This is a genomic window from Paracoccus sp. Z118 (assembly GCF_019061185.1).
GTDB lineage: Bacteria > Pseudomonadota > Alphaproteobacteria > Rhodobacterales > Rhodobacteraceae > Paracoccus.
Genome location: NZ_JAHQZU010000011.1, coordinates 95,162 through 112,142, shown reverse-complemented (window position 1 = coordinate 112,142; position 16,981 = coordinate 95,162). Strand labels below are relative to the sequence as shown.

The following is a 16,981-nucleotide window of genomic DNA, read 5'->3' as shown; positions in this document are numbered from 1 at the left end:
GGGGCGGGCCTGCCGGTGAGCCGATTGCGCGGGGGCGGCGCTTGGCCTAACCATCGGCGCATGAATATCCCGAGCCATATCGCCGTTCTCATCACCGCCGCCGGGCGCGGCACCCGCGCGGGCGACGGCCCGCCGAAGCAGTGGCGCGATCTGGCGGGCCGCCCGGTCCTGTCGCGCAGCGTGGAGGCTTTCGCCGGTGCCGAGCGTATCGTCGTGGCGGTGCATCCGGGCGACATGGACCGCGCCATCGGCGAACTCGGCGGGCGGGTGACGCTGGTCGAGGGCGGCGAGACCCGTTCGGACAGCGTCCGCGCCGGGCTGGAGCTGCTGGAGGGGTCGGGCATCACCCATGTGCTGATCCATGACGGGGCCAGGCCGCTCGTTTCGAAAGCCGTCATCTCGGGTGTGGTGGACGCGCTGAAGGGCGGCGCGGTCGCCGCCGCCCCTGCCCTGCCGGTTACGGACGCGCTGTGGACCGGCGCCGAGGGTCGAGTCACCGGCTTCCAGCCGCGCGACGGGCTGTTTCGCGCCCAGACCCCGCAGGGCTTCCGGCTGGACGCGATCCTTGCCGCCCATCGCGCCGCGCCGCAGGGCGCTGCCGACGATGTGGAACTGGCGCATCGCGCGGGACTGCCGGTGGCGATCACGACGGGCGACGAAGACAACATCAAGGTGACGTTCCCCGGCGACTTCGCGCGGGCGGAACGGATCATCGCGCAGCGGGGGACGGACATGGATGTGCGGCTGGGGAACGGTTACGACGTCCACGCCTTCGGGCCGGGCGACCACGTCTGGCTTTGCGGCGTGCAGGTCGCGCATGACGCGGGGCTGGTCGGCCATTCCGACGCCGATGTGGGAATGCACGCCCTGACCGACGCCATCTACGGCGCGCTGGCGATGGGCGACATCGGCCGCCACTTCCCCCCCAGCGATCCGCAATGGAAGGGCGCGGCGAGCGACATCTTCCTGCGCCACGCCGCGCAGTTGGCCCGCGAGCGGGGCTACCGCCTCGGCAATTGCGACGTGACGCTGGTCTGCGAGTATCCCAAGATCGGCCCCCATGCGCCGGCGATGCAGCAGCGGCTGGCCGAGATCATGCAGGTCGAGCCGTGCCGCGTCAGCGTCAAGGCCACCACCTCCGAACGGCTTGGCTTCACCGGCCGCAAGGAAGGCATCGCCGCGCTCGCCACCGCGACGCTGATCGGGGGCTGACATGGACCGAGCGGAAAGGCTGGGCATCGAAGGGCAGATCGCGACGCTGTTCGGCATCGGCCGACTGCGGCCCGCGCCGGGGACATGGGCGTCGCTGGTGACGATCATCGTAGGCTACGCCCTCCACCGGATCGGGCATTTTCCGCTGGTCGCGGCGGCGACGCTTGCCGTGCTGGCGGTCGGCTTCTGGGCCGTCGGCCGCCACACCGCCGCGATGACCGACAAGGACCGGCCCGAGATCGTCATCGACGAGATGGCGGGGCAGCTCATCGCGCTCTGCGCGACCTCGGGCGGGTTCTTCTTCGCCGGGCTGCCGAAGGACGTGTTCCCCTGGCCGGGCCTCGTCGCGCCGTTCCTGTTCTTCCGCCTGTTCGACATCTGGAAGCCCTGGCTCGTCGGCCGCGCCGACCGCCGCCGCGACGTTGCCGGGGTGATGCTGGACGACGTATGGGCAGGCATCTTCGCCGCCTTGGCCTCGATCGCCGCGGCGGGCATCAGCCACTGGCTGATGTGACCGGCCGGGCGGCAAAGGTGCTGGAGGCGGCAGAAGCGGCGCGCGTGATGATCGCCACCGCCGAAAGCTGCACCGGCGGGCTGATCGCCGCCGCGCTGACCGAGATCGCGGGGTCGTCCAAAGTCGTCGATCGCGGCTTCGTCACCTACTCGAACGCCGCCAAGCAGGAGATGCTGGGCGTTAGCGCCGCGACGCTGGAAGCGCATGGCGCAGTCAGCGAAGAGGTCGCGGCGGAAATGGCGCAGGGTGCGCTGGACCGCTCGGGCGCCCGGCTTGCCGTCTCCGTCACCGGCATCGCCGGACCGGGCGGCTCCGAGCACAAGCCCGAGGGTCGGGTCTGCTTCGGCATTGCCGATAAAGTCGGCGTGCGGACGGAAACCGTGGAGTTCGGCGCAATCGGCCGGACACAGGTGCGCCGCGCGACCGTGGACCATGCGCTGGGTCTGCTGCTCGCCGCGCTGCGCTGACGCTTCGCCTTTCTCGCCTGTGGCGTGCGCCACTCGTGACAACGCGGGGCGCCGCGCGTCGGGCAGGATGACGAGGCCCGCCCTCACCGCACAAGGTGGTCGCGCGTTGGACCGCCGTTGGCAGCCCCCTAAAGCTGCGCGGACAGCGCCTCGATCTCCTCGTCAGTCGTCGCCCAGCTCGTGACAAGGCGGATCGTCGCCCGTTCCTCGTCGTCTCCCACGGTCGGCCAGTCGGCGGCCCGCAGCCCCGCCTGCCGCAGCCGGGCGATCGCTTCGCGCGGCGCGCGGACGAAGACCTCGTTCGCCTCGACGGGTTGCAGGATCTCCAGCCCCGCGGCCCGCACCCGCGCCGCCAGCTCGGCCGCCGCGTCGTTGCCGTGCCGGGCGAGCCTCAGCCACAGCCCGTCCTCCAGCCAGGCGATGGCCTGCGCGGCGAGGAAGCGGTGCTTGGACCACAGATGCCCCGCCCGCATCCGGCGGAAATCGAAGTCACGGGCGCGGGCAGGGTCGAAGAACACTACCGCCTCCAGCGCCATGCAGCCGTTCTTGGTCCCGCCCAGCGACATCGCATCGACGCCCGCGCGGTGGGTCAGGTCGGCAGGCGCCGCGCCCGTCGCCGCCACGGCATTGGCGAAGCGCGCGCCGTCGATATGGACTGCCATCCCCGCTTCATGCGCGATCCCCGCAAGCTCCGCGACGACGGCAGGCGAATAGACAGTCCCCCACTCGCTCGCATTGGTCAGCGACAGGGCGGCGTTGCGGCCGTCATGTTCGTCCACTTGCGGATAGTCGAACAGCCGCGCCCGCAGCGCATCGGGGGAAACCCGCCCGTCCGGGCCGTCGATCAGCGCCAGCTGCGCGCCGCCCGCCATGAAGGAGGGGGCGCCGGATTCGCTCGTCTCGATATGGGCGGTGCGGTGACAGAATATCCGGCCCCAAGGCGGGCAAAGCTGCGCCAATGCCAGCGCGTTCGCCGCCGTGCCGGTGCCCAGCAGGAAAACCTCGGCCTCGGGCGCATCGAGCGCCTCGCGCACCCGGTCGGCGGCGGCGCGGGTCAGCGCGTCGCGCCCATATGACGAGACGGCCCCATCATTGGCCGCCGCCATCGCCGCCATGACCTTGGGGTGCACGCCCGAGGCGTTGTCCGAGCCGAAATTCATGCAAGATCCTCGATCACATATTTGTCCCAGTCTTCTTCGCTGACTTCCAGCTCGCTCACCGTTCGGCCGCGCACCGACATGCCGGCCCGGTGGATCGATTCGGGATCGCCGGTAATCAGATGGTGCCAGTCGTAAAGCGGCTTGCCCTCGGCCCGCAGGCGATAGGCGCAGGTGGCAGGCAGCCACCACGAAATCTCGTCCAGCATGGCCGGGGTCAGCACGATGCAATCGGGCACGAAGTCGTGGCGGTTGGAATAGCTGGAGCAGCGGCAGCTCTCGCCATCCAGCAGCCGGCAGGCGACGCAGGTGAACTCCAGCCCACCGTCATCCTCGTATTCGATCTTGTTGAGACAGCACTTGCCGCAGCCGTCGCAAAGCGCCTCCCACTCGGCCGAGGACAGTTCGGTCAGCGGCAGTTCCCAGAAGCGGTTCCGCATCAGGACAGCGCCGCCCGCGCGGCCGCCTCGTCCCCGCGCATCTGGGCGATCAGCGCGTCGAGAGTGTCGAACTTCGCCTCGGGCCGCAGATACTCGACCAGCGCGACGGAAAGCTGCTGGCCGTAAAGATCGCCCGCGAAGTCGAAGAGGTGGGTTTCAAGGTTCGGCGCGTTGTCCCCGAACATCGGCCGCACGCCGAGGCTGGCGACCCCGCGATAGCTGCCCCGATGCGGTCCGGTCAACACGTCCGCGAGCACCGCATAGACGCCCAGCTTCGGCAGCATCCGCCCGCCGACCGCCATGTTGGCGGTGGGATAGCCCAGATCGCGCCCGCGCTTTGCGCCGTGCAGCACCGGCCCTTCGATCCGGTGCCAGTGGCCGAGCATCCGCTCGGCCTCGCGCGCGCGCCCCTCGGCCAGAGCGGCGCGGATCGCGGTGGAACTGGTCGGCTCGTCGCCCAGACCCGTCATCGGGACGGCGGTCACGCCGAAGCCGAAGCGTTCGCCCAGTTCCGCCAACATGGCCGCATCGCCGAGCCGCTTGTGGCCGAAGCGGAAATCCGCACCCACCGCGACATGGACGACGCCCAGCCCGTCGCAAAGAACGTCGCGCGCGAACGCCTCGGGCGTCAGCCCCGCCAGAACGGGTCCGAAAGGCAGCTCGAACAGATGCGAGACTCCCAGCCGGGCAAGCCGGTTCGCCCGCGCGGTCGCGTCCATCAGCCGGAAGGCGGGCGCGACCGGGGCGAAGAACTCGCGCGGATGCGGCTCGAAGGTGATGACGCCCAGCGGCGCATCCGGGCGCGCGGCGCGGGCCGCGTCCAGCACCGCGCGGTGGCCCAGATGCACGCCGTCGAAATTGCCCATCGCCACGGTTGCGCCCCGCGCGGAAGCCGGCAGACCGGTCCAGTCGCGGTGGATGTGCATGGGCGGGTTCTGCATGAGCGGGTCGGTCCGGGTCTTGCGAATGGGGCGGCCGGACAGGCCCGGCGTCAGTCGATCTTGCGGCAGGGCGCCAGCACCACCGCCTCGCCCTTCAACACGACCGTATCGCCGACCCGGCAACTGGTGACAAGGGTGACGCGGCGCTTCGCGCGGTCGATGCTGTCCACCGTCACCTCGGCCCGGACCGTGTCGCCCGGCCGCACCGGCGCCATGAACTTCAGCGTCTGACCCAGATAGACGGTGCCATGCCCCGGCAACTGCTCGCCGATCACGGCCGAGATCAGCCCCGCCGTCAGCATTCCGTGGGCGATCCGCCCCTCGAAGATGCTGTCCTGCGCGTAGGCGTCATCCAGATGCACCGGGTTGTGGTCGGTCGAGAGCTCCGCGAACCGGCGGATATCGGCGTCCGTCACCTGCTTCTGCAGGTAGCGGGACATGCCCACTTCCAGATCCTCGATGACGATCGTGCCACGGGGCAGGTTGTCGGTGATCATCGGCGCATCTCCCCGGTGCTGGCTTGCGGCATAGCAGCTTCGGAACGGGCGCGCAAGAATATTGCGTCCGGGCGCGGCGGCCGGACGGAATCGAAACGCCGCTCAGTCCTTCCGGGCCCAGCCGTTCAGCGCAGCCGCCCCATCGCATAGGCGGGGGCCTGCCCCTGCTCGGCCAGCCATCCAGTCAGCAACCCCTCGTCGGGATTCTCGACATCGGTGCCCAGATCGGCCGCCGCGAGCCCGCCGGTGATGAACAGCGTGTCGAGGCCCTGCTGCCGGCCGCCTTCGACATCCGTGACCACGCCATCCCCGATGCAGAGGATGCGCTCGCTCCCGTTCAGTCCCAGATGCTTGCGGGCCAGGTCATAGATCGGCGCGTGGGGCTTGCCGAAATACAGCGCCTCTCCGCCCAGCTCCTCGTAAAGCTGCGCCAGGGCACCGGCGCAGTAGATGCGCGTCTCGCCCACGTCCACGACGATATCGGGGTTGGCGCACAGCATCTTCAGCCCGCGCGCCTGCGCCTGCTCCAGCACCTCGCGGTAATGTTCGGGCGTCTCGTTAAACTCGTCGAAAGGGCCGGTGGCGACAATCCCCTCGGCATCCTCGAACGCCACCCGGCGGATCGAGGACGCCCGCGGATCGGGCATCTCGAAGAACCCGGCATCCTTGCCCGTCCCGATATGCCAGACGTCGCGCCCGACATCGCCCGCCAGCATCGCCTCCTGCGCGGCATCGCCGGAGGTCACGATGTCGTCCCAGGCATCGTCCGGCACGCGCAGCCGGGCGATCTGCTCGGCCACCAGATGGCGCGGACGCGGCGCATTGGTCATCAGCGCCACCCGCCCGCCCTGCCTGCGGAAGTCCTGCAGGGCGGCGATCGCTGCCGGATAGGCCTCGCGCCCGTTATGGACGCACCCCCACAGATCGCAGAACAGCACGTCATAGCCGCCCGAGATTTCGGACAGCGCCTGAATGATACGGGTCAAGCGAAAGCTCCTTCGGGCGGCTTCAAATATCCTCGGGGGTCCGGGGGCAGACAGCCCCCGGTCGGCCCTGCGGGCGGGATCAGACCTTGAGGACGGGGATGATCTGTTTCTTGCGGCTGACGACGCCCGGCAGCAGGACGGTATCGCCCGCCACCGGCACCTCGAACGACCGTTCGGCCACGCGGCGCACATAGTCGTTCGGGACCAGCAGCGTCGCCTGTTCGTTCAGGATGTCCACGACGAACAGCAGCACCTCGTTCGCGCCATCCTCGGCGGCGACGGCGGGCATCGAGGCCATCAGCGAGGCCTTGCGGTCCAGCAGCACCTGCGGCGCGGTGGTTTCCAGCACCGAGACCCGCAGCATCACGCCGTCCAGCTCGTATTCCTTGCTGTCCATCCGCAGCAGCGCGGCGTCGTCGAAGGCCGAGACGTCGGATTTCGCGGCGAACATCTCGGACGCGAATTCGGGGATCGAGAGGTCCAGCTCCTTCCCCAGCTTCTCGGCCACGAACCGGTCATGCGGCGTTGTGGTCGGGCTGCGGAATTCCAGCGTGTCGGACAGGATGCAGGTCAGCATCAGCCCCTTCACCCAGTGCGGCGCGCGGGCCATGTCCTCGTCGCCGATCAGGTCGTGCATGATCGTCGCGGTGCAGGCCAGCGGGCGGATGGTGATGTTGATCGGCAGCCGGGTCTTGAGGCCGCCGGCGAGCAGATGGTGGTCGATCACCTCCATCACCTCGGCCTCGTTGATCGAGGCGGGAAGCTCGGCGAGGTTGTTGGTGTCCACGATCACGCACTGGTCGCCGGGGGCGACGTCGGTGATGATCTCGGGCATGTCCACGCCCCAGCGGCCCAGCATCCATACGGCCTCAGTGTTGGGCACGCCCTGCAAGACCGCCTTGGCCGGGGTCTTGCGGACCTCGGTCAGATACCACGCCCAGATGAGCGGCGAGCCGGTGGAGTCGGTATCGGGGGCCTTGTGGCCGAACACCTGGATCATGGAAGCCCTTTCAGCGGCAATGGCGGGTTTGCGCGGTTTATAGGGGCGGGGTCGGAGGTTGTCTATCAAGGGGAAAGGCGCGGTGGCGCGGAATCGCGCCGTCCTTTGCCCTCGGGCAATATTCGTGCGGCGTCTCCGTTCCCGCTTGCGCCCCGGCCCCGATTAGGGAAGCCGGCCGTCCGCCGCTTGCACGGACGCGGCGGCGGCAATAACCCGCCTGCATGGCCAAGCTCTATTTCCACTACTCGACCATGAACGCGGGCAAGAGCACGCTGCTGCTCCAGGCGTCCCACAACTACCGCGAGCGGGGCATGGCCACGCTGCTGCTGACCGCCGCCGTGGATACCCGCGCCGGCGCAGGCCGGATCGGCAGCCGCATCGGCATCGGCGCCGCGGCGATACCCTTCACCTGCGAGACCGACCTCTACGCGCTGATCTCGCGCGAGGGCGCCGGTTGCGCCTGCATCTTCGTGGACGAGGCGCAGTTCCTGACGCCCGGCCAGGTCTGGCAACTGGCGCATGTCGCGGACGATCTGCACATCCCGGTGATGGCCTACGGGCTGCGGGTCGATTTCCGCGGCGAGCTGTTCGCCGGATCGGCCGCGCTTCTCGCCCTTGCCGACGATCTGCGCGAGATCCGCACCATCTGCCATTGCGGCCGCAAGGCGACGATGGTGGTGCGGCGCGGCGATGACGGGCGGGCGATCCGCGAGGGCGCGCAGATCCAGATCGGCGGGAACGAGACCTACGACTCGCTCTGCCGCCGCCACTGGCGCGACGAGATGGGGATGTGAGCGGCTTTCTCGATTCCGTTCAGGAAATTTTCACGATTGCCGTGACAGGCTCGCCCCCAGATTGCGGCTTTTCCCGCGCTGGGTTAACCCGGATCAAACAGGCAAAGGAGCTTTCCATGCGCGCGCTGCTGTCCCGCACCCTCGTCGCCGTCGTGCTGACGCTTGCGCTGGCGCCCGCGGCCCGCGCCTTCGACACCAATGCGCGTGAAGCCTGGGTCTACGACATCGCCACCGGCACCGTCCTGATGGAGAAGGACTCGGACATCGCCCGCCCGCCCGCGTCGATGTCGAAGCTGATGACCATCTACATGCTGTTCGAGGCCGTTCAGGACGGCCGCGTGACCATGGACACGCGGTTCCCGGTCTCGACCAAGGCGCGCGAAATGCAGGGATCGAGCATGTTCCTGAACGAACGCGACCGCCCCACGGTCGAGGAGCTGATCAGGGGCATCATCGTCCTGTCCGGCAACGACGCCTGCGTGGTCGTGGCCGAAGGGCTGGCGGGAACCGAACAGGCCTTTGCCCGGCTCATGAACGAGCGCGCGGCGCAGTTGGGGCTGGAGAACTCGCATTTCGTGAATTCCTCGGGCTGGCCCGCGGCGGGGCACGAGATGTCGGCCGAGGATCTGGGCGAGCTGGCGCTGCACCTGATCGAGGACTTTCCCGAACTCTACAAGGGCTTCGCGGAGACCGAGTTTCCCTATGACGGCCGCGTGCCCTCGAACCGCTACAACCGGAACCCGCTGCTAAAACTGGATATCGGCGCCGACGGGCTGAAGACCGGCCACACCGAGGAGGCGGGCTACGGGCTGGTCGGCTCGGCGGTGCAGGACGGGCGGCGGATCGTCTTCGCCATCGGCGGGCTGGAGAACGACACCGCCCGCGCGGAAGAGGCCGAGCGGATCGTCAACTGGGCCTTCCGCCAGTTCACCATGAAGGCGCTGGTGCCCAAGGGCGAGATGGTCGCCCACGCCCCCGTCTGGCTGGGCGAGGTCTCGCGGGTCGGCCTGACCACCCCCGACGGCGTCAACGTCCTGATCCCCGCCGGAGCCGAAGATGGCATCACCGCCGAGGCGGTGTTCCACGGCCCCATCGAGGCGCCGGTCAAGGCGGGGCAGAAGCTCGGCGATCTGGTCGTGACCATTCCGGGGACCGCCGGGGCGAAGCTGCCGCTGCTCGCCGCCACCGACGTTGCCCGCGCGGGCGTGATGGGCCGCCTGCAAAGCGCCGCGATGCGGCTGGGCCGCCGCGCCATCGACGCCGCCGGCAGCTGACCGGCCGCGCGATGTTCATCAGCTTCGAGGGGATCGACGGGTCCGGCAAGACCACCCAGGCGCGGCTGCTGGCCGAGCACCTGCGCGCCGCGGGACATGAGGTCGTGCTGACGCGCGAGCCGGGCGGCGCGCCGGGGGCCGAGGAGATCCGCCGCCTGCTGGTCGAAGGCGCGGGCGACCGCTGGTCGCCGGAGACCGAGCTTCTGCTGTTCACCGCCGCCCGCCGCGATCATCTGGAACGCACCATCCGCCCCGCGCTTGCGGCGGGGGCGGTCGTCATCTCGGACCGCTTCGCCGATTCCACGCGGGTTTATCAGGGCACAGTCCGCGCCGATCTGCGCGCGACCGTGGACCGGCTGCACGATCTGATGATCGGGATCGAACCCGACCTGACGCTGGTCATTGATGCCGATCCGGCCGTGGCGATGACCCGCCTCACCGATCGCGGCGGAAACGAGGACCGTTTCGAGCGCTTCGGCCCCGGCTTCCAGCAGCGCCTGCGCGACGGTTTCCGCGCCCTCGCGATCGAAGCTCCGCAGCGCGTGCGGCTGATCGACGCCGCAGGCTCGCTTGAGGACGTCGCCGCCCGCGTCCGCGCCGCCCTCGCCCTCGTCCTGAGCGCGAAGGCGACGGCGTGAGCGACGCCCCAGCGCCCGAGCCGGACCGCGTCCCCGGCTTTCCCCACCCGCGCGAGACGCCGCGCGTCGTCGGGCAGGACGAGGCGATGGCCGAGTTCGTGGCCAGCGCCCGCTCGCAGCGGCTGCACCATGCCTGGCTGCTGACCGGCCCGCGCGGGACCGGCAAGGCGACGCTCGCCTGGTCGATGGCCCGCTGGCTGCTCTCGGGCGCGGAAAGCGACGACCTCTCGGTGCCGAATGACGATTCCGTCGCCCGCCGCATCCTCGCGCAATCCGAACAGGGGCTGCATTCCGTCCGCCGCGGCGCCGACGACAAGACCGGACGCCTCCGGGCCGAGATCACGGTCGAGGAGATCCGCAAGCTCCTCGCCTTCTACCACATGAGCGCGACCGAGGGGGGGCGCCGGATCGCCATCATCGACGCCGCCGACGAGCTGAACACCAACGCCGCCAACGCCCTGCTGAAGATGCTGGAGGAGCCGCCGCAGGGTGCCATGCTGCTGCTGATCGCCCACCAGCCCGCGCGGCTGCTGCCCACGATCCGCTCGCGCTGCCGCACCCTGCGGCTGAACCCGCTGACGCCCGAGGCAATGGCCGAGGCGATGGCGCCGCTGGACGTCGAGGGCGATCCGGTGCGGCTGGCCGCGCTTGCGGACGGTTCGGTCGGCGAGGCGCTGCGGCTAGCCGGGCAGGACGGACTCGCCGTCTATCAGGCGATCGTGGACCTGTTCGGCGCCCTTCCCCGGATGGATCGCGGCCGCGCGGCGGCGCTGGCGGACCGCGCCTCGGCCCGGCCCGGCGCCGACGGCGATCCCTTCGATCTGGTCGTGACGCTGCTCGACCGCTTTCTCACCCGCGCCGCCCGCACCGGGTTGATGGGCGCGCCCCTGCCCGAGGCGGCAAGGGGCGAGGCCGAGGCGCTGACCCGCATTTCGCCCGACGACCGCGCGGCGCGGATCTGGGCGGCGGCGCAGGCCGAGCTGTCGGCGCGGGCGCGCCGGGGCCGGGCGGTCAACCTTGACCCCGGCGCGCTGGTGATGGATATGCTCGTGACGCTCGCGCAGGCGCCCGGCGCAGCCGAGGCATGACATTCCGCCGCTACGCTGAAAGCCGCCATGACCGATCCGAACCCCGCCCCGCCGGCGCTGGTCGACAGCCATTGCCACCTCGATTTTCCTGATTTCGACGGCGAGCGGGACGCGCTGATCGCCCGCGCCCGCGCCGCCGGCGTCACCCGCATGGTCACGATCTGCACCCGCCTGCGGCTGGAGCCGCAGGTCCGCGCCATCGCCGAGGCGCATGACGGCGTCTTCTACGCCGCCGGAACCCACCCGATGCAGGTGGCCGAGGAGCCGCTGGCGACGGTGGAGGAACTGGTCGCGCTGACCGCCCATCCGAAGATGGTCGGGATCGGGGAAACCGGCCTCGACTACCACTACACCGCGGAAAGCGCGAGCGTTCAGGCCGACAGCCTGCGCATCCATATCGAGGCGGCGCGGCGCACCGGGCTGCCGCTCATCATCCATTCGCGCGACGCCGACGACGACATGGCCCGCATCCTGTCCGAGGAACATGCGGCCGGCCCGTTCTCCTGCGTGATGCACTGCTACACCTCGGGTCCGGCGCTGGCGGAAACCGCGCTGAGGCTGGGCTTCTACCTGTCGATGTCGGGCATCGCCGCCTTCCCGCGCTCGACCGAAATCCGCGACATCTTCGCGCGCGCGCCCCGCGACCGGGTGCTGGTGGAAACCGACGCCCCGTTCCTCGCCCCGCCCCCGTTCCGGGGCAAGCGGAACGAGCCGGCCTATGTCGCCCATACCGCGCGCGTCGGGGCCGAGCTTTACGGCATGACCGAGGCGGAGTTCGCCGCCCTCACCAGCGCCAATTTCGACCGGCTGTTCCCGAAGGCCGCAGGAAACAGGGGATGATCCGCGCGACCATCCTCGGCTGCGGCTCGTCGGGCGGGGTGCCGCGTCTGGGCGGGCACTGGGGAGAATGCGATCCGTCGAACCCGCGCAACCGCCGCCGCCGCTGCTCGCTTCTGGTCGAGCGCGGGGGGCCGCGCGGCGTCACGCGGCTGCTGGTCGATACCGGGCCCGACCTCGTGCCGCAGCTGACCGACGCGGGGGTGGGCAGGCTGGACGCGGTGGTGTGGACGCATGCCCATGCCGACCATATCCACGGCATCGACGACCTGCGGCAGATCACCCACAACACCAACTCGGTCCTGACGGGCTGGGCGGACGATCCCACCTCGGCGGCGCTGCAGACGCGGTTCGGCTATATCTTCCGCACCCCTCCCGGCTCTCCCTACCCGCCCATCGTCGCGCTGAACCTGATCGAGGGGCCGTTCACCGTTCCCGGCGCGGGGGGCGATCTGCTGGTCACGCCGTTCCGGGTCGATCACGGCTCGATCACCGCGCTGGGGCTGCGGATCGAGGGCGCGGGTCCGGCGCTGGTCTATCTGCCGGACGTGAAGGCGATCCCCGAAGATGCCTGGCCCGCGATCATGGGGGCCGAAGTCTTCATCTGCGACGCCCTGCGCCGCCGGCCACATCCCTCGCATGCCCATCTCGACCTTGCGCTGGAATGGATCGAACGCTCGCGCGCCCCACGCGCGGTCATCACCAACATGCATATCGATCTGGATTACGACGCGGTGATGGCGGAAACGCCGGATCACGTCATCCCGGCCCATGACGGGCTGGTCCTGACGCTGTGAGCGCGCTTTTCACCGTCATCCTGCCGGTCTTCCTGGTGATGGGCTACGGCTACGCGGTCGCATGGCGCGGCTGGATGTCGCCCGCCGCCGTGGACGGGGTGATGCGCTTCGCCCAGAACTTCGCGGTGCCGGTGCTGCTGTTCCACTCCATCGCCGGGATGGATCTCGGCGCGAACTTCAACCCGCTGCTGCTCGGCGCGTTCTATGCCGCGGCGTTCACCTCGTTCCTGGTCGGCTGGGCCGGCGCGCGCTTCGGCTTCGGCCGCACGCCCGAGGACGCGGTGGCGATCGGCTTCGTGTGCCTCTTCTCGAACTCGCTTCTGCTGGGCGTGCCGATCATGCAGCGGGCCTATGGCGAGGCGGCGCTGGCGGGCAACTTCGCCATCATCGCGCTGCATTCCCCGGTGATCTATACCTTCGGCATCACGGCGATGGAGTTCACGCGGGCGCATGGCAAGGGGCTGTCGGTCGCCAGGGTCTCGGGCCGGGCGCTGAGCGGGGTGCTGCGGACGCCGCTGGTAATCGGCATCCTGTGCGGCTTCGCGGTGAACTTCGCCACATCGGCGGGGCTGGTCCTGCCGGAGGGCTTCTGGTCCGCCGTCACCATGATCCGCAACGCCGCGCTGCCGACGGCGCTGTTCGGGCTGGGCGCGGTGATCTGGCGCTATCGTCCGCGCGGCGACATGGGGGTGATCGCCATGTGCTGCGCCTGCAGCCTGCTGCTGCACCCGGCGCTGACCTATGCCTTCGGCCATTTCGGCGGGCTGGACACGACCGGGCTGCGCTCGGCGGTCGTGACCGCCGCCATGCCGCCCGGGGTCAACGCCTATCTGTTCGCGCAGATGTATGGCAACGCTCAGCGGGTGGCGGCCTCGTCGGTGCTGATCGGCACTATCGCCTCGATCGTCACCGCCTGGCTGTGGCTGGGGCTGCTGCCCTGACGCTCAGGGCGCGAGGCCGCGCAGCCGCTCGCCCCGCCGCCGCAGCATCTCGACCGTGGTCAGCAGCGCGATGGAGAACACCACCAGCAGCGTCGCCACGGCGAGGATCGCGGGGCTGATCTGGTCGCGGATGCCGCTCCACATCTGGCGGGGGATGGTCTGCTGCTCGGGGCCGGCGATGAACAGCACCGCCACTACCTCGTCGAAGGACGTGACGAAGGCGAACAGCGCGCCCGAGATCACGCCGGGCAGGATCAGCGGCATGACGACGCGGAAGAAGGTCGTGCGCGGATTCGCCCCCAGCGACGCCGCCGCCCGCGACAGCGACTGATCGAAACCCACCAGCGTGGCCGTCACGGTGATGATGACGAACGGAATCCCCAGCATCGCATGGGCGAGGATCACGCCCGGATACGTCCCCGCCAGCCGCCCGCACTGGACGTTCAGCCCGATCCATGTCAGCGCCTCGCAGGGGTTCGAGTAGAAGAAGAACAGCCCCGTCGCCGATATGATGATAGGCACGATCATGGGCGAGATCAGGATCGCCATGATCGCCCGCCGCGCAGGCATCTCGCGCTGCGACAGCCCCAGCGCCGCCAGTGTTCCCAGCACCGTCGCCAGCAGGGTCGCGAACACCCCGATGATGATCGAGTTCTTCGCCGCGTTCACCCAGCGGGCATTCGTCCACATGTCCGCCCACCAGGCGGCATTGCGCGGCGCGTCCGGGGCGACCATGCCGAAGGTCAGCAGGCTGTCATACCAGCGAAGCGAATAGCCGTCGGGGTCGAGCGAGAGCATTTCCTCGGTGAAGGTGAAGTAGGGCTCGGCGTTGAAGGACAGCGGGATCACGACGAGGATCGGGGCGATCAGGAAGACGAAGATCGCCGTGCAGATCGCGAGATAGGCCCAGTGCCACACCCGCTCCAGCTTCGATGCATAGGTCGGAAGCGCCATCGCTCTATCCCAGCTTGAGGTTGTCGATCCCGACCAGCCGGTCGTAGACCCAGTAGAGGATCAGCACCCCCGCCAGCAGCAGCGCCGCCAGCGCCGCCGCCATCGACCAGTTCAGCGTTTCCGTCATGTGCATGGCGATCATGTTGGAAATCAGCTGCCCGGACGAGCCGCCGACCAGCGCGGGGGTGATGTAGTAGCCGACCGCGAGGATGAAGACGAGCAGCGCCCCTGCCCCCAGCCCCGGCAGCGTCTGCGGAAAGTAGATGCGGCGGAACGCCGTCCAGCTTGTCGCGCCGAGGCTGCGGGCGGCCCGGACATAGCTGGGATTGATCGTCCGCATGACCGAATACAGCGGCAGGATCATGAACGGCAGCAGGATGTGGGTCATGGCGATGATCGTGCCGGTCTGGTTGTAGATCATCTGCAATCGCTGGCCGTCGCCGATGATCCCCAGCCAGACCATGATGTCGTTCACCACCCCCTGCTGTTGCAGCAGCACGATCCACGCCGTCGTGCGGACCAGCAGCGAGGTCCAGAACGGCAGCAGGACCAGGATCATCAGCAGGTTGGATTTCCGCGTCGGCAGCGTTGCCAGCAGATGCGCGACGGGAAAGCCCAGCAGGAAGGTCATCCCGGTGATGAGCGCCGACAGCCAGAAGGTCCGCATGAACAGCATGCCATAGACCTGCCGCTCTTTCGGGGCCTCGGTGATGTTGCCGTCATTGTCGCGGGTGAGGTCCATCGAGGCGAGATAGAAGTTGGCCGTATAGGCGGTCGCGCCGGTCCGCATCGCCGCCCAGAGCTCGGGCGATGCCCATTTGCCGTCGATCTCCAGCAGCGCCTCGCGGTAGGGCGGCTCCAGCCCGCCCCGCACCTGCCGCCCGGTCGAGGTGAACAGCGACCGGGTGCCCGGCACGTCGTAGTTCATGCGGGTGCCGACGATGCCTATGGTGCGGGCCTCGGCTGCTTCGGTCAGGTCGGCGGCCAGCGCGGCCCAGGCGGCCTCGTCCGGGTCGGTGCCGCGCGGGTTCTCGGCGAACCAGGCGCTGATCCGGGGCATGTTGTCCGCAAAGCCGGGGTTGTAGACCGAGCGGTGCAGCATCTGCCCGATCGGCAGGATGAAGGTGATGACTACGAAGGCCAGCAGCGGCAGCACCAGCAGCAGCGCCTGACGCCGCGCCTTGCGCCGCGAGCGGTTCAGCGCGCGGGCCAGCGGCTGGCCGTCCGCCGTGGTCAGCGGCGCGGCGGGCGGCAGGCCCGAGGCTTCGGCCACAATTGCCGCATGGGGGTCGAGAGGGGTCGCCATCGTCAGTCCTATGCTGCGCCGCTGCTCACCCGGCCGCAAGCCAGGTGTTGAAACGCTCGGTCAGCGCCACGTCGTTGTCGGCCCAGAAATCCACATCGATCGCAAGCGCATGGGCGAGGTTCTGCGGCACGGTGGGCAGATGCGGCGCCATGGGGATGCCGCTGTCCTGCCAGTTGCCGACCAGCGCCTGCGACGAGGCGCGGGGCGGGCCGTAGCTCAGCTGCTCGGCCGCTCGGGCCAGCGGCTCGGGCGCGGTGGTGAAGGCGACGAACTCCAGCGCCGTTTGCAGTTGCGGGGCACCCTGCGGGATCATCCAGCCCTCGATCTCATAGACCTGCCCGTGCCAGAGAACCTCGAACGGCATCCCGTCGCGGGCCTTCGCGGCGAACAGGCGGCCGTTATAGCTCATCGTCATCGCAACTTCCGCGTCGGCGAGAAGCTGGACCGGCTGCGCCCCCGCCTCCCACCAGACGATCTGGTCCTTGATGCTGTCAAGCTTCGCGAAGGCGCGGTCCAGCCCCTCGGGGGTGTCCAGCAGGTCATAGACCTGACCGGGCGGCACGCCGTCGCCCATCAGCGCCATTTCCAGGGTGAAGCGCGGCTCCTTCAGGACGCCCCGGCGGCCGGGGAATTTCTGAAGGTCGAAGAAATCCATGATCGTTGCCGGCGCTTCAGGCCCGATCCTTGCCGCGTCAAAGCCGATCACGGCGGAATAGACGTCCGTCGCGACGAAGCATTCACTGATCCCGCCCGGCAGGAAATCCTGCGCAGCCGGCGTTCCGTCCGGCGCGGGCGCGATCAGCGCGGGGTCGATCGGCTCGGCCAGCCCTTCCTCGCACAGCCGCTCGGCGTCGGCCTGTCCGATGCTGACCACATCCGCCGTCACGTTGCCCGACAGCACCTGCGCCTTGATGAGCGCGGTCGGGCTGTCCACGTCGATCAGCCGCACGGGCTGACCCGTCGCTTCGGTGAACGGGTTGGCGAAGGCCACCTGCTGCGCGGCGGTGAACTCGCCTCCCCATGTCAGCACGTTCAGCGGCTCGGCATGCGAGGCACCTGCGGTCAGGGGCAAGGCGGCCAAAGCGGCGCAAAGATGGTGACGAAGGGCGGGCATCATGTTCCTTGCGAGGGTCGCGCC

At 69.5% G+C, this 16,981-nt stretch carries 19 protein-coding genes; 10 read left to right on the top strand and 9 right to left on the bottom strand.

Annotated elements, in window-relative coordinates; translation table 11 throughout:
• Positions 1-60: 60 nt before the first annotated feature.
• The 3 genes from KTN05_RS11180 to KTN05_RS11170 are packed head-to-tail and all read left to right on the top strand — an operon-like array spanning position 61 to position 2,193.
• A complete protein-coding gene (locus KTN05_RS11180; RefSeq protein WP_217329483.1) occupies positions 61-1,212 on the top strand; it encodes a bifunctional 2-C-methyl-D-erythritol 4-phosphate cytidylyltransferase/2-C-methyl-D-erythritol 2,4-cyclodiphosphate synthase in 1,152 nt (383 codons plus the stop codon).
• Between the two features lies 1 nt (position 1,213).
• The gene (locus KTN05_RS11175) at positions 1,214-1,726 is read left to right on the top strand and encodes a phosphatidylglycerophosphatase A (protein ID WP_217329482.1); all 513 of its coding nucleotides are present in this window, start codon (positions 1,214-1,216) and stop codon (positions 1,724-1,726) included.
• Positions 1,660-2,193 (top strand): CinA family protein, encoded by a 534-nt coding sequence (locus KTN05_RS11170; protein ID WP_217329481.1) that lies wholly within the window; start codon positions 1,660-1,662, stop codon positions 2,191-2,193. The genes KTN05_RS11175 and KTN05_RS11170 overlap by 67 nt, the downstream gene beginning before the upstream one ends.
• A gap of 128 nt (positions 2,194-2,321) precedes the next feature.
• Here the strand turns inward: KTN05_RS11170 and KTN05_RS11165 are convergent, their stop codons facing one another.
• The 6 genes from KTN05_RS11165 to KTN05_RS11140 form a co-directional block, all read right to left on the bottom strand.
• On the bottom strand, positions 2,322-3,353 hold the full coding sequence (locus tag KTN05_RS11165) for a low specificity L-threonine aldolase (RefSeq protein ID WP_217329480.1): 1,032 nt from the start codon (positions 3,351-3,353) through the stop codon (positions 2,322-2,324).
• Positions 3,350-3,790: a YcgN family cysteine cluster protein gene (locus KTN05_RS11160; protein ID WP_217329479.1), complete on the bottom strand. Its 441-nt coding sequence runs from the start codon at positions 3,788-3,790 to the stop codon at positions 3,350-3,352. The genes KTN05_RS11165 and KTN05_RS11160 overlap by 4 nt, the downstream gene beginning before the upstream one ends.
• Positions 3,790-4,716: a bifunctional riboflavin kinase/FAD synthetase gene (locus tag KTN05_RS11155; protein WP_217329503.1), complete on the bottom strand. Its 927-nt coding sequence runs from the start codon at positions 4,714-4,716 to the stop codon at positions 3,790-3,792. Before KTN05_RS11155 ends, KTN05_RS11160 begins: the two co-directional genes overlap by 1 nt.
• 65 nt (positions 4,717-4,781) lie before the next feature.
• The gene (locus tag KTN05_RS11150; protein WP_371823342.1) at positions 4,782-5,225 is read right to left on the bottom strand and encodes a MaoC family dehydratase; all 444 of its coding nucleotides are present in this window, start codon (positions 5,223-5,225) and stop codon (positions 4,782-4,784) included.
• Positions 5,226-5,353: 128 nt separating this feature from the next.
• Positions 5,354-6,214 (bottom strand): TIGR01459 family HAD-type hydrolase, encoded by an 861-nt coding sequence (locus tag KTN05_RS11145; protein ID WP_217329477.1) that lies wholly within the window; start codon positions 6,212-6,214, stop codon positions 5,354-5,356.
• A gap of 79 nt (positions 6,215-6,293) precedes the next feature.
• Positions 6,294-7,214: a manganese-dependent inorganic pyrophosphatase gene (locus KTN05_RS11140; RefSeq protein ID WP_217329476.1), complete on the bottom strand. Its 921-nt coding sequence runs from the start codon at positions 7,212-7,214 to the stop codon at positions 6,294-6,296.
• Between the two features lie 221 nt (positions 7,215-7,435).
• Here KTN05_RS11140 and KTN05_RS11135 point away from each other — a divergent pair, with 221 nt between their 5' ends.
• The 7 genes from KTN05_RS11135 to KTN05_RS11105 all read left to right on the top strand — a co-directional run bounded on the left by KTN05_RS11135 (position 7,436) and on the right by KTN05_RS11105 (position 13,583).
• On the top strand, positions 7,436-8,008 hold the full coding sequence (locus KTN05_RS11135) for a thymidine kinase (RefSeq protein WP_217329475.1): 573 nt from the start codon (positions 7,436-7,438) through the stop codon (positions 8,006-8,008).
• Positions 8,009-8,124: 116 nt separating this feature from the next.
• Entirely contained in the window at positions 8,125-9,282 is a 1,158-nt protein-coding gene (locus KTN05_RS11130) for a D-alanyl-D-alanine carboxypeptidase family protein (RefSeq protein ID WP_217329474.1), read from the top strand.
• 11 nt (positions 9,283-9,293) lie between these two features.
• Positions 9,294-9,920, top strand: coding sequence for a dTMP kinase (gene tmk / locus KTN05_RS11125; protein ID WP_217329473.1), 627 nt, complete (start codon positions 9,294-9,296; stop codon positions 9,918-9,920).
• On the top strand, positions 9,917-11,008 hold the full coding sequence (locus KTN05_RS11120; RefSeq protein WP_217329472.1) for a DNA polymerase III subunit delta': 1,092 nt from the start codon (positions 9,917-9,919) through the stop codon (positions 11,006-11,008). Before tmk ends, KTN05_RS11120 begins: the two co-directional genes overlap by 4 nt.
• Positions 11,009-11,035: 27 nt before the next feature.
• Positions 11,036-11,848, top strand: coding sequence for a TatD family hydrolase (locus tag KTN05_RS11115; RefSeq protein ID WP_217329471.1), 813 nt, complete (start codon positions 11,036-11,038; stop codon positions 11,846-11,848).
• The gene (locus tag KTN05_RS11110; RefSeq protein ID WP_217329470.1) at positions 11,845-12,642 is read left to right on the top strand and encodes an MBL fold metallo-hydrolase; all 798 of its coding nucleotides are present in this window, start codon (positions 11,845-11,847) and stop codon (positions 12,640-12,642) included. Before KTN05_RS11115 ends, KTN05_RS11110 begins: the two co-directional genes overlap by 4 nt.
• Positions 12,639-13,583 (top strand): AEC family transporter, encoded by a 945-nt coding sequence (locus tag KTN05_RS11105; protein WP_217329469.1) that lies wholly within the window; start codon positions 12,639-12,641, stop codon positions 13,581-13,583. The genes KTN05_RS11110 and KTN05_RS11105 overlap by 4 nt, the downstream gene beginning before the upstream one ends.
• Positions 13,584-13,586: 3 nt before the next feature.
• On the opposite strand, the gene KTN05_RS11100 is transcribed toward KTN05_RS11105, so the two are convergent.
• The 3 genes from KTN05_RS11100 to KTN05_RS11090 are packed head-to-tail and all read right to left on the bottom strand — an operon-like array spanning position 13,587 to position 16,957.
• The gene (locus KTN05_RS11100) at positions 13,587-14,537 is read right to left on the bottom strand and encodes an ABC transporter permease (RefSeq protein WP_217329468.1); all 951 of its coding nucleotides are present in this window, start codon (positions 14,535-14,537) and stop codon (positions 13,587-13,589) included.
• 4 nt (positions 14,538-14,541) lie between these two features.
• Positions 14,542-15,843: an ABC transporter permease gene (locus KTN05_RS11095; RefSeq protein ID WP_217329467.1), complete on the bottom strand. Its 1,302-nt coding sequence runs from the start codon at positions 15,841-15,843 to the stop codon at positions 14,542-14,544.
• Between the two features lie 25 nt (positions 15,844-15,868).
• Positions 15,869-16,957, bottom strand: coding sequence for an ABC transporter substrate-binding protein (locus KTN05_RS11090; protein ID WP_217329466.1), 1,089 nt, complete (start codon positions 16,955-16,957; stop codon positions 15,869-15,871).
• Between the last annotated feature and the right edge of the window lie 24 nt (positions 16,958-16,981).

Bases quoted from the DNA above. Each gene is read 5' to 3' on its own strand.
- KTN05_RS11155 (WP_217329503.1), bottom strand. From the start codon at position 4,716: ATGCACATCCACCGCGACTGGACCGGTCTGCCGGCTTCCGCGCGGGGC.
- KTN05_RS11100 (WP_217329468.1), bottom strand. From the start codon at position 14,537: ATGGCGCTTCCGACCTATGCATCGAAGCTGGAGCGGGTGTGGCACTGG.
- tmk (WP_217329473.1), top strand. From the start codon at position 9,294: ATGTTCATCAGCTTCGAGGGGATCGACGGGTCCGGCAAGACCACCCAG.
- KTN05_RS11165 (WP_217329480.1), bottom strand. From the start codon at position 3,353: ATGAATTTCGGCTCGGACAACGCCTCGGGCGTGCACCCCAAGGTCATG.
- KTN05_RS11180 (WP_217329483.1), top strand. From the start codon at position 61: ATGAATATCCCGAGCCATATCGCCGTTCTCATCACCGCCGCCGGGCGC.
- KTN05_RS11090 (WP_217329466.1), bottom strand. From the start codon at position 16,957: ATGCCCGCCCTTCGTCACCATCTTTGCGCCGCTTTGGCCGCCTTGCCC.
- KTN05_RS11135 (WP_217329475.1), top strand. From the start codon at position 7,436: ATGGCCAAGCTCTATTTCCACTACTCGACCATGAACGCGGGCAAGAGC.
- KTN05_RS11110 (WP_217329470.1), top strand. From the start codon at position 11,845: ATGATCCGCGCGACCATCCTCGGCTGCGGCTCGTCGGGCGGGGTGCCG.
- KTN05_RS11115 (WP_217329471.1), top strand. From the start codon at position 11,036: ATGACCGATCCGAACCCCGCCCCGCCGGCGCTGGTCGACAGCCATTGC.
- KTN05_RS11170 (WP_217329481.1), top strand. From the start codon at position 1,660: ATGGGCAGGCATCTTCGCCGCCTTGGCCTCGATCGCCGCGGCGGGCAT.
- KTN05_RS11175 (WP_217329482.1), top strand. From the start codon at position 1,214: ATGGACCGAGCGGAAAGGCTGGGCATCGAAGGGCAGATCGCGACGCTG.
- KTN05_RS11140 (WP_217329476.1), bottom strand. From the start codon at position 7,214: ATGATCCAGGTGTTCGGCCACAAGGCCCCCGATACCGACTCCACCGGC.
- KTN05_RS11130 (WP_217329474.1), top strand. From the start codon at position 8,125: ATGCGCGCGCTGCTGTCCCGCACCCTCGTCGCCGTCGTGCTGACGCTT.
- KTN05_RS11095 (WP_217329467.1), bottom strand. From the start codon at position 15,843: ATGGCGACCCCTCTCGACCCCCATGCGGCAATTGTGGCCGAAGCCTCG.
- KTN05_RS11160 (WP_217329479.1), bottom strand. From the start codon at position 3,790: ATGCGGAACCGCTTCTGGGAACTGCCGCTGACCGAACTGTCCTCGGCC.